Origin of the sequence: Nannocystis pusilla (assembly GCF_020073745.1) — a bacterium.
GTDB lineage: Bacteria > Myxococcota_A > Polyangia > Nannocystales > Nannocystaceae > Nannocystis > Nannocystis radixulma.
This window is the reverse complement of sequence record NZ_JAIRAU010000021.1, coordinates 50,002-56,001: the sequence shown is the minus strand read 5'-3', so window position 1 is coordinate 56,001 and position 6,000 is coordinate 50,002. Positions and strand designations below refer to the sequence as shown.

At 69.6% G+C, this 6,000-nt stretch carries 4 protein-coding genes and 1 tRNA gene; 3 read left to right on the top strand and 2 right to left on the bottom strand.

The annotated features are described in order from the left end of the window. Both lepA and lepB read left to right on the top strand, forming a co-directional pair. On the top strand, nt 1–1,171 hold a 1,171-nt coding region (gene lepA, locus K7C98_RS16825), incomplete at its 5' end, for a translation elongation factor 4 (RefSeq protein ID WP_224192698.1). 9 nt (nt 1,172–1,180) lie between these two features. Further along, complete coding sequence (lepB, locus tag K7C98_RS16820; protein WP_224192697.1) at nt 1,181–3,520, top strand: signal peptidase I; 2,340 nt, start codon at nt 1,181–1,183, stop codon at nt 3,518–3,520. A gap of 553 nt (nt 3,521–4,073) precedes the next feature. Here the strand turns inward: lepB and K7C98_RS16815 are convergent. Both K7C98_RS16815 and K7C98_RS43660 read right to left on the bottom strand, forming a co-directional pair. Next, nucleotides 4,074–4,613 carry a hypothetical protein gene (locus K7C98_RS16815; protein WP_224192696.1) on the bottom strand — a complete coding sequence of 180 codons (540 nt, stop codon included), beginning with the start codon at nt 4,611–4,613 and terminating at the stop codon, nt 4,074–4,076. A 395-nt stretch (nt 4,614–5,008) separates the two neighbouring features. Further along, entirely contained in the window at nt 5,009–5,131 is a 123-nt protein-coding gene (locus K7C98_RS43660) for a hypothetical protein (RefSeq protein ID WP_263429562.1), read from the bottom strand. Between the two features lie 449 nt (nt 5,132–5,580). Between K7C98_RS43660 and K7C98_RS16810 the strand changes: the two genes are divergently transcribed. Next, nucleotides 5,581–5,654, top strand: a tRNA-Arg gene (locus tag K7C98_RS16810). The last annotated feature ends 346 nt before the right edge of the window (nt 5,655–6,000 follow it).

The following is a 6,000-nucleotide window of genomic DNA, read 5'->3' as shown; positions in this document are numbered from 1 at the left end:
CTCGATGGTGCGCGTGTTCTCCGGCCGCCTGCGCGCCGGCGACAAGATCCGCATGATGGCCACCGGCAAGGGCTACGACGTCATCGACGTCGGCGCCTACGCGCCCGAGATCACGAGCATGCCCGAGCTGTCGGCGGGCGAGGTCGGCTACCTCGTCGCCAACGTCAAGGAGGTCGTCGACTCCAAGGTCGGCGACACCGTCGCCTCCGCCGACGACCCCAAGGCCGAGGCGCTGCCGGGCTTCAAGGTCGTGCAGCCGATGGTGTTCGCCGGCGTGTTCCCTACCGACAACGCCGACTACTCCGAGCTGCGCGACGCGCTGTCGAAGCTGACCCTCAACGACGCCAGCGTCACCTGGGAGCCCGAGACCTCGGTCGCGCTCGGCTTCGGCTTCCGCCTCGGCTTCCTCGGCCTCCTGCACATGGAGATCATCCAGGAGCGGCTCGAGCGCGAATACGACCTCGACATCATCACCACCGCGCCGAGCGTGAAGTACCGCGTGTACCTCAAGGACGGCACCGAGACGGTGATCGACAACCCGGCCAAGATGCCGGACATCGGCGACTACGAGGCGATCGAGGAGCCGATGATCACCGCCCGGATCCAGCTGCCGGAGGAGTACCTCGGGGCGATCATCAAGCTCTGCCAGGACCGCCGCGGGATCCAGCTCGACATCAAGTATCAGACCTCGAAGCGGGTCCAGCTGATCTACGAGATGCCGCTCGCCGAGGTCGTGTTCGGCTTCTACGACCAGCTGAAGAGCCTCTCGCGCGGCTACGCCAGCCTCGACTACGAGCAGGGCGAGTACCGCCGCGCCGAGCTGGTGCGCGTCGACCTGCTGGTCAACGGCGAGCGCGTCGACGCGCTCTCGCTCATCAGCCACCGCGACAACGCCTACAACCGCGGCCGCGACCTTTGCATCAAAATGAAGGACGAGATCCCGCAGCAGCAGTTCGAGGTTGCGATCCAGGCCGCAATCGGCAGCCGCGTCATCGCCCGCACCACAGTCAAGGCGCTGCGCAAGAACGTGCTCGCCAAGTGCTACGGCGGCGACATTTCCCGCAAGCGCAAGCTGTTGGAGAAGCAGAAGCGCGGCAAGCGGCGTCTAAAGGCGGTGGGTAACGTTGAAATCCCACAAGGTGCCTTCCACGCGATCCTGAAGCTAGACTAGAGAGCCTCCGTGACCACGCCGCAGCAAGCGCAGGAGCCGCGCCCGGCCAAGCCCGAGGGGCGCCGCTCGACCGGTAGCGTCAAGGCCGCCGCCGGGATGCTGGTCAAGGAGGCCGGCCGGATCCTCAAGAAGTACTCCGGCCGGATCGCGCCCGAGCCCGCGCAGGCGATCCGCGACTGCGCCGACGCGCTCCAGCGCTACCGCGACGCCAAGCAGTGGGACCGCGCCGAGGACGAGGCCGAGCGGCTCGACGAGCTGCTGCACCAGCACGCCAGCTTCGCCCGCAAGAGCGCGCTGCGCGAGACGATCGAGAACGTCGGCGTCGCGGTGCTGGTCGCGCTCGGCCTGCGCTCGTGCCTCTACGAGCCGTTCAAGATCCCGAGCGGCAGCATGATGCCGACGCTCGTCGCCGGCGATCACATCTTCGTCAACAAGTTCATCTACGGCGTCCAGATCCCGTTCACGACCACCGTCGTCGGCGAGCGCTGGGGGCACATCGCGCGCGGCGACGTCGTCGTCTTCCGCTACCCGATCGACGAGTCCGAGGACTTCATCAAGCGCGTCATCGGCCTGCCGGGCGACACCATCCGCGTCGACGGCAACAAGGTCAGCATCCGGCGCAGCGGCGACGCCGAGTTCGAGGAGCTGAAGCGCACCAAGCTGCCCGAGAAGTGCCGCGACGACAGCGGCACGCAGCAGGTCCCGCACTGCGAGCTGTTCGAGGAGACGATCGACGGCCACACCTACGTCGTCCGCTACAAGACCAACCTCGACCCACGCGCCGGCGCCCGCCGCGTCGGCGAGTGGACGGTGCCCGAACGCCATTTGCTGGTCATGGGCGACAACCGCAACGAGAGCCACGACAGCCTGGCGTGGACGCGCCAGGTCGAGGCCGTCGCGGCCGACGGCCTCGTCAGCGTCAAGGACCTGCGCGACCTGACCGACGAGAAGCTGTTCTCGCTGACGCGCCCCGACGACGTCTCGGCCCGCGGCGACGCCAGCTTCGATCACATCCTCTACATCGCCGACCACGCCAGCGACGCGCACGGCCTCGAGCTCGAGATCTGGCGCCAGCCGGTGCTCGGCGGCGAGGCGGTCTACCGCGCGCTGACGGCAGGCGAGGGGACGGAGACCACCTTCACGGCCCTGGTCGAGGGCGACGAGCGCTTCAACAGCAAGTCCAACGCCAAGCAGCGCGAGCGCCTGCTGCGGATCGGCGGCGACGTCACGGCGCTGACCGTCAAGTCGGGCGACGTGGCCCAGGACGTGGTGTTCCGTCTGAACGCCGCCGACGCGGTGATGCGCCTGCGCTGCGGCAACGCGGTGTGCCGCACGCCGGGCAAGATCGCCGAGAAGGTCGCCGAGGTCGTCGAACGCTGGGAGCGCGACCGCAGCCAGGATGCCCGCCAGATCCTCGACGGCGACAACACGGCCCGTTACTCGCAGCACTGGACCAGCCGCAGCGCCACCGCCGAGACCTTCCTCGAGCGCCGCTACAGCAAGACCGGCGCCGAGCCGGTGACCCCGGCCGGGCTGGTCCGCCTGCGCGCGTGGCGAGCCCCGGACGAGGGCGTCGACCTGATCCGCGACGCCGCGCTCGCGGCCGTCGGCAGCTCGCGCACGGCCGCGCGCCAGGCCGTCAACGAGGCCGGCCAGGACGGCTGGCTGGTCGAGGACGAGCAGAAGTTCACCTACGTCCGCGCCGACACCAAGGGTCAGGTCGCGTTCAGCCTCGAGTGCGGCCGCCAGCGCTGCGCCGGCGACCGCGACGTGCTCGCGCTCGTGCGTGATATCGAAGGACATGTCCCTTCGGTCATCAAGGACCGCACGCGCTTGCCCGAGCTGCTGCCGCCGGGCGACATCCCGGGCTACAAGGAGCTGCCCGCGGCGCCGGTCGGCGAGCGCTACGAGTACGACCGGATCCGCCTCGACGCGACCGTCCGCGACGTCGCGTACAGCCTCGGCGTGTGGGTCTGGCTGCGGCCGGCCGAGGGCCTGGCCGGGAAGCTGGCGGCGCTGCAGGCCGAGATCCCGAACGCCCGCGTCGACGACAGCGTGGCCAGCGGCGCGATCGTCGGCGACGGCAGCGCGGGCCACGGCATCCAGTACGCGTTCGCCGTGCCCGCGACCGAAGTCGTGATCCGCATGCAGTGCAGCGCCGGCCTGTGCCCGACGCCAGAGGTCGCGCGCGACCTGGCCAAGCGCGCGTACCAGAAGGCCCACGACGCCAGCAACTTCGTCGATCCGGCCGCGGAGCGCCCGCAGCCGTACGTGCCGCGCGGCAACGTCAAGGGCCGCGCCGAGCGGATCTGGCTGCCGCTGAGCCGGTTCTGGCTGCCGATCCGGTGAGCTCGCGGGCCGCGGCACGAGCCGATGCGTTGGTGAGCGCCGGGCCGATGCTTTGGTGAGCAGCGATTCGACGACGAGTAAAGCTGCTCGTCGAGCGACCCGATTCGACGACGATCCGCCAGCGTCTCGAGCGAAGCATCTCGTCGAGAGACGTGATTCGACGACGAGCCGCCAGCGTCTCGAGCAGCTCGTCGAGCGACTCAAGAGCGTCTTGTTCGCGTGGGCGCTCGTCGAGCGACTCAAGCGCCAGCCCGGGCCTCCCCGGCGCCCGTTCTCTTCAACTTAACATAATATCTATTATCGGCAAAATCCGTCCGGCTGAGGGCCTGCGTCCCGAGTTCGTCGGCGGCGACCTGCTCGTCGGCCACGCTGGCGACAGCCGCGTCGATTGCTCGGTCGGCGCGCCCGGGTGTCTCCGGCGGACGGTTTATCGACGCCCGAGCCGCGAAAGAGGAACAAAGGACATGTCTTTTCAGACATGTCCTTGCGTACATGAACCGCGCCCGACAGGTCAGCTCAGCCCCGCCCGGCGCGAGCGAGGCTCAGGCGCGCCTCACTCGAGCGAACAGTTGATGAACCCCATCTCGAGCGGGCGGATCACGTCGAGGACCGTCGACGACAGCGTGTACGCGTTCTCGGCCGGCGAGTTCAGGCGCATGAACTCGAGCGTCAGCGCCCGGCCGTGCGGCGGGGCCGTGATCAGGCGCAGGCACAGGTCGAGGGCCGCGCGGGCCTCTGCGTTCATAGCGATCGACACCTTGAACGCCGGCGGCGTGAAGCTCCAGCGGCCGCGCTCGCTCACCGTGACGCCGCCGCCCGACTCGATTTCGAGCACATCCGACGCGAACTTCGTCCCGAGCTGGGAACTGTTGAAGCTCGAGCGCAGCTTCAGCGAGCTCGCGTCCTTGAACGTCACCGTCAGGTCGCGCAGGTCGTTCGCCACCACTTTCGGCGGCAGCGTCGTCGGCAGCGCTGGAGCGGCCGCCGCCGGCGTCGCCTGCGGCTCCTTCTTGCTCGACTCCTTCTGCGCCGCTGCCACGCTGTAGGACAGCGCCAGCGCTCCCACGAACGCGAGCGACAGACCGAGGAGCATCGGGGCGATGTTCGAGTGACGAGGCCGCATGCTCCTTCGTTGTCCCAACATCGGCCACCGCGATCAACGTGCGGATCCGCCCGATGTCGCCTTCATGCCGCTGCGCGCCGGCGCGCCAACACCGCTCGGGTAGCGAGGCCCTTGCGCGGGCGACAGGTCGGCGGTCCGGGTGCTCAGCCCTGTCACGTCCTTCGCTTCGCCGCGTCGTCGTGAGTGTCTGTCTCTCGCGTCACATGTGCGTGCCGGCGATGCCAGCACGCACCCGCGTGTGGGCTCGGCTGCGTCGACGTCGCCACCGGGCCGGCGCCGCGATCCCCAGCAGTTCCCCATCGTCACCGCGACGCCGATGCTCGGCGGCAGAGCCGCGTCTGGCCTCGATCGGCCTGCTCGTCAACTCACCCGCGGCTCGACGCGTCGATCTTCGGACCTGTCCTCTGGACCAGCACCGACACGGGGCGCAGCCGCGGGCCCGAGCTGTCCCCGCGGACAGGCCTGTCGCTGGAGCTCGATGCGGACATGTCCTTGCCGCCAGGTCGTAGTGACCTGTCCTCGGGGCCATCCGGCAGACGGCGCTCCTCGCCCGCCGCCAGGCGCGAGCGCCGAGCGTGAAGCCGGAGCTGGGCCGTCCGCGGGCTCGAGATCGGCGGCGAGCGCAACGCAGTGCCGTATCGGGCTGCCACCCGCGCCACACTCTTCCCCTGATGGGGCGCCCCCGCCGCGACGCCGGTCGCCGATCGCGCCGACCTGGGCACGTCGGCGGCCACCAGGACCGCGCAGACGCGAAGTCGCGGCGCGAGCGATTTCACACGGTCATCCGGCGCGCAGCGCTGTGCCTGGTCCCTGACCCCTCCCCCTGCCTTTTTCGCCGCCTCGGCCACGACCGTCCGGGGGGCCCCCCGCGGCCCCCTCGCGCTGCTTTCGGCTCTTGCGGAGTCGAGGCACTTCGGCCACCCTCCCTCCCGGTCTCGCTCGCATAGCTCAGTTGGATAGAGCGACAGTTTCCTAAACTGTAGGTCCCAGGTTCGATCCCTGGTGTGGGCGCCCCTCTTTCTTCTGCCGTGCTGCGCTCTCCGCCCGCGGGGCAGCGCGTTTCGGCGGCGCCCACGGTGCGTCGCAGACGTCGGATCGCGCTGCGAGGCGATGCCGGTGTCGCGCGCGTCCCTCCTCGGCCGGAACGCCTGCATCGAGCAGGGCCGCGGCGCCGATGCGATGCCACTCCTGCACCCCAAATGCAGTGACGGCGTGTGCGACTGCTGGCAATGAGGCCTCTCGCTGCCGCTGCAGCAGCGCTCGCGGAGGTGCGCGTGTCCGGAATTGGGATCCCGTTTCTCGGAAACGGACACCCACCCCTCGCCCTGCGCAGCAATCTTGCGAGATCGTTGATGGC

Coding starts and splice junctions, on each gene's coding strand:
- K7C98_RS43660 (WP_263429562.1), bottom strand. CDS start 5,131: ATGTCCGCATCGAGCTCCAGCGACAGGCCTGTCCGCGGGGACAGCTCG.
- K7C98_RS16815 (WP_224192696.1), bottom strand. CDS start 4,613: ATGCTCCTCGGTCTGTCGCTCGCGTTCGTGGGAGCGCTGGCGCTGTCC.